General features: G+C 37.4%; 6 protein-coding genes. All 6 read right to left on the reverse strand.

The window, feature by feature from the left end:
* Positions 1 to 72: 72 nt before the first annotated feature.
* The 6 genes from ACED29_RS20850 to ACED29_RS20875 all read right to left on the reverse strand — a co-directional run bounded on the left by ACED29_RS20850 (position 73) and on the right by ACED29_RS20875 (position 3,840).
* Positions 73 to 345 carry a hypothetical protein gene (locus ACED29_RS20850; protein ID WP_124017029.1) on the reverse strand — a complete coding sequence of 91 codons (273 nt, stop codon included), beginning with the start codon at positions 343 to 345 and terminating at the stop codon, positions 73 to 75.
* Positions 346 to 476: 131 nt separating this feature from the next.
* A complete protein-coding gene (locus ACED29_RS20855) occupies positions 477 to 821 on the reverse strand; it encodes a hypothetical protein (RefSeq protein ID WP_182743329.1) in 345 nt (114 codons plus the stop codon).
* Between the two features lie 118 nt (positions 822 to 939).
* Entirely contained in the window at positions 940 to 1,197 is a 258-nt protein-coding gene (locus tag ACED29_RS20860; protein WP_124018421.1) for a hypothetical protein, read from the reverse strand.
* Between the two features lie 118 nt (positions 1,198 to 1,315).
* Complete coding sequence (locus tag ACED29_RS20865) at positions 1,316 to 1,693, reverse strand: hypothetical protein (protein ID WP_182723031.1); 378 nt, start codon at positions 1,691 to 1,693, stop codon at positions 1,316 to 1,318.
* A 413-nt stretch (positions 1,694 to 2,106) separates the two neighbouring features.
* Positions 2,107 to 2,661, reverse strand: coding sequence for a hypothetical protein (locus tag ACED29_RS20870; protein WP_371698642.1), 555 nt, complete (start codon positions 2,659 to 2,661; stop codon positions 2,107 to 2,109).
* 804 nt (positions 2,662 to 3,465) lie between these two features.
* Positions 3,466 to 3,840, reverse strand: a complete 375-nt coding sequence (locus ACED29_RS20875; protein ID WP_371698643.1) for a hypothetical protein — start codon at positions 3,838 to 3,840, stop codon at positions 3,466 to 3,468.
* Positions 3,841 to 4,074: the final 234 nt, after the last annotated feature.

Below are 4,074 nucleotides of genomic sequence, written 5' to 3' on the forward strand. Positions count from 1 at the left end.
AGCAGTCAAATAAGTTAAGCTCGCCTATTGACTGGCGGGAGGCTCATATGTGTTAGGTGATTTAAGAGACACTCAAGATTTGAGAAGTACCTTTTGAATCGCTACGGCTTTATTAAACGCCTCACCACGCAGTTTATAATTTGTACATGCATTTGCATCAATAATTTTGTATTTTATACGAGATCCTTTAAGGTCGCCATTTATCTCTAATTGAGCAGCTTCTTCGAATATGACTTTGGCTTCATTTTCTTTAAGGCAGTCATTATTAAAGGTTACAAACGATAAAAGGACTACTGTAGGAATAAGGCAAAGTATGGCAACAACTGCATTCTTCTTAGTACTCACATCTGATCACCTAACGTTTAGCACAACGGCAGTTTGTAAGTTGTGCGTTGTGGAATACTTTTGCGAAGCAAAACCACATAAGCGCGACTTACAAACTGTCCAGCCGCGCAGCGGCGTGTTGCTGCGCCTTGTTATGCATTTTCTATTTTACGAAGTTTTAAAACTGACAAACCATAAGCGACTATGGGCGACCAAACCAATATAGCAACTAAAAAAGCCCTGATGCTAAAAACTGCAAAGACTGGAGAATAGATAAGCCACAAGGGCCAATTTAGCCACATAGAAACAGCCTTACTACCAAAAAAACCTTTGCATTCAAAACCAATTAACATAGCGTCATATGCATAGCAGCCGATGTAACTAGTCCCTTTTGAGCCATACTCCACAAAAGAAAAGACCGACACATCTGCTACCAACGCCAATAACAGTGCGGCGAGCAAAAACGAAGATATTTTTTTTAGAAGAAGCCAATTCATAGTGATCCATAGTGCATAACGCCTCTAATAAACGGCACAAACTTGTTGGCTATACTTGCGAGGTACGAGCCAAAGCCAGCGAGTTTGTGTCCGGTTGATTGGATTGTTATATGCCGATTTAATCACCCGAACTTGACACTCCGATACTGTCTTGTGAACCGCCGCCAAACGAACCACCACTTGGTTTATTGTTATCAGAATCATGACTACGATTAAACAACCATAAACCAATAGCACCAAAAAAAGGAATCAACCAAACAACTATTACCTGCGCAATTTTCTGGAAACGGTTCAAGTCACTACGTTTAAAAAGATAAATACTCACAGAAAAGTTTAGAGAAACAAGAGCTACAATACTAACGAATAGATAATCCATATTCTTAATAACTCCTTAGGCATATAACGCTGTTTTAAGCGGCAAATTGCAGTTGACTAAAAATAAGTGAGGCACGAACAAAAAGCCCACTGTAATTTGTCCGACTTGAAAACCCTTGTTAGGTGTTTTGTGGGTACATATGGAATGACCAATATTGCATAGCTTCAAACTCTTGCTCTTTCCAGTGTTGTCCGCAACAATCACATATTAATTTACTAACTCTTTTTTGATGCTCATCTCTATAAGATTCACTCTCGCTAAAATGACAGCCTTTTTTTTCCATTTGGTCTTTGGTAGTTCCCTTAGGTCTGTTAGATAACTCTATGAAAAGACACTTACAATGTAAATCATTTATTGCTATTTGTAATAAATTAGCTTTCCAAAATTCTTCCCAAGTTAGTTTATCTTTTTTAAATTCATCTAAAAGAATAATTTCTCGATTTGAAATCTTACACAGATCTTTTAACCATCTTTTTTGACGACCATTAAAATCCATTCTGCAACCTCTAAAAAAACACCTAACGCTTAACATATGGGGATTTTAGGAGCGCTTTACCAGCGAGTAAAATTCCTACCATGATGTTTTTGTTATAAGCCAATCCACTGTTGAAAAATACACTCATAGAAGCAATCCTATAATTCTTATCACAGCAGTAAGAAGAAAAAGAGCAGCTATTATCTTAGGTATTTTGGGATGCTTATTTCTTGTCCAAACTAAAGTTGGAGACTTTGAAGAGGTTCCAATAATGCCACTAAAATGCAATGCCCCAAGCAAACAAATAATAATGATAATAACGCTGTTGAATGGTTCAGATATCAACGCTCTTCTTCCTTGGCTTATAACGCCGTGCGCATGCGCGCGAACTTGTGAGCGTCGCAGGGGCCGCAGGCCCCGAATGACGCACCTTGTTAGTGTTTTTTTGCAAACTTGGAAACCCAAACTTTGCAAGCTTCAAAAATGCCTTGGTTTATTTCATCAGCTGTACAGCAATCAGCGTAGTACCAACCGATCATTTCTGCTATGCCTAGGTTATCTCCGAGATAGTCTTTTGTTTTACTGTAATAATCATAATTATCTATTTCATCGAGTAATTTTCGAAAATGCACTGAGGGTGTTGCTTTGCCCGAGGCAATTATTAGAACATGATGTTCGACTAGTTCTTTTGCGGCTTCTTCTAATGTAGGAATTAGCACACCGATTTCTTTTAGATATTTTTCGAAAAGCGCTGAGATACTTAACCATACTTTTGGCTCGCAATCTAATATTTCAAGAAAGACATCCGACCAAATACCTTTATCCAATTGAGAATTAACATACTCAAGGATTTCATTGGTGTGCAGTATTCCAGCTGCATATTTAATTGCCAAAAATTCTTCTTCGGTGCTCATGGTTTGTAACACTAACGCCGCAATAAGCGGAAAATTACTGTTGGCTAAAATGTTTGAGGAACGAAAAACAGCCAACTGTTATTTTTCCGTTTGATTGCCTTGTTATGCGCAATATTGTTATGACCACAAACAACGCAATGTATAAGGTTTCGTGGCAGCCCGACCGTAGAAGTAAAAAACACCCACGCAGTGCGACACACCAAACCTTGAATTTTGAGCCACGTAAATAAAGTGACGTTTTACACCAAGCTTACCTTGGCGAAAAACTGTTTAGCCAAAAACTGAAACAGAGTATTTGGCCTCTAAAGTTACCAAACTAAAGACAAGGCAAGAAATACGATAATCTTTATAAAATGCCGACAGTGAAAAACAATTTACACTGAATTCGCACTGACGCATAACGCCTTAATAACTGGCGTGTAGGTTGGTGTTGTTTTTGCGTCTTTTTCTTTTGCAAAAACGACGACAACCGTAATACGTCCAGTTGATTAACTTGTTATATTTTAACGACTTGTATAATTTTAGCCTAATTAAAACACAACACTTAATGTTGTTTTAACTTAAAACGATACACGTTTATTTACAACCACTTTCATCAACGAAGTAGACCCTTTTCAAACAAAAAAGCTAAAATCGTTAACACCAAAACTATAAGAAATTTGGCCAAACCCGTTTAGCACAAACTAAACCGAAATATTGCCCCATTTCAAAACACTATTCATTTAGCCGATTAGCAAACTAAATGAAGATAGGATCGAGTAAAACACCAACCCAACCAATTTATAATTTCTACGTTTCACAATGTGGAGTGAAATATAACGCTCAAAGCAGCTGCGCGGTACGCGTCGGCTGGCTTTGCTTGTTATGCGTATTTTGACTTTACTCATATTTCGACATCACCAACTTATACTTCGCCAGAGCCGTCTCTCGAATAGATTCTGGTAAATCATCAAGTATTTCTGGTAAATCTTTTAAGCCCTGCCGCAGCCCGGAACTAACTTGAGATTTTGTGACCTGTTTCGATAGCAAATAGTTATCCATCTGTTTAAAAGACACATCCCAAGCTCTCAACAAATCCCGTATAAGATCGTGTTCAACTGTTTTAAGTTCAGAGGCTAGTTCATCGTAGCACTGCCTGTGAACATCAAATTGTGTTCGCTTCATTAATTTGAGCCTGATACCTGCGAATACGCATAACAGCTTATTGATTAGCAGCAGGATAACCTCCTGCTTTCTTGTAAGTTTCTTCGTCAAAATATCACTTGTAAGTGTTTGTTGTAAATATATTATTTAACAAAAAATACAGGTTAAATATGACAATTTAGCAGATAAAAAAGATGCATAGGTGTTTACGAGGTCTGCATAGCACTTTTATATATATTACAAACTATTGATAATAATGAGTTAATGTTTAACAGTTAGTATTATCGATGCGCCAATCCAACGATTTATGCATCTTTTTCATAGCAATTATCTCAACTTCAACTA

The sequence above is a fragment of the Shewanella sp. 5S214 genome (genome assembly GCF_041439795.1).
GTDB classification, from domain to species: Bacteria; Pseudomonadota; Gammaproteobacteria; order Enterobacterales; family Shewanellaceae; genus Shewanella; species Shewanella vesiculosa.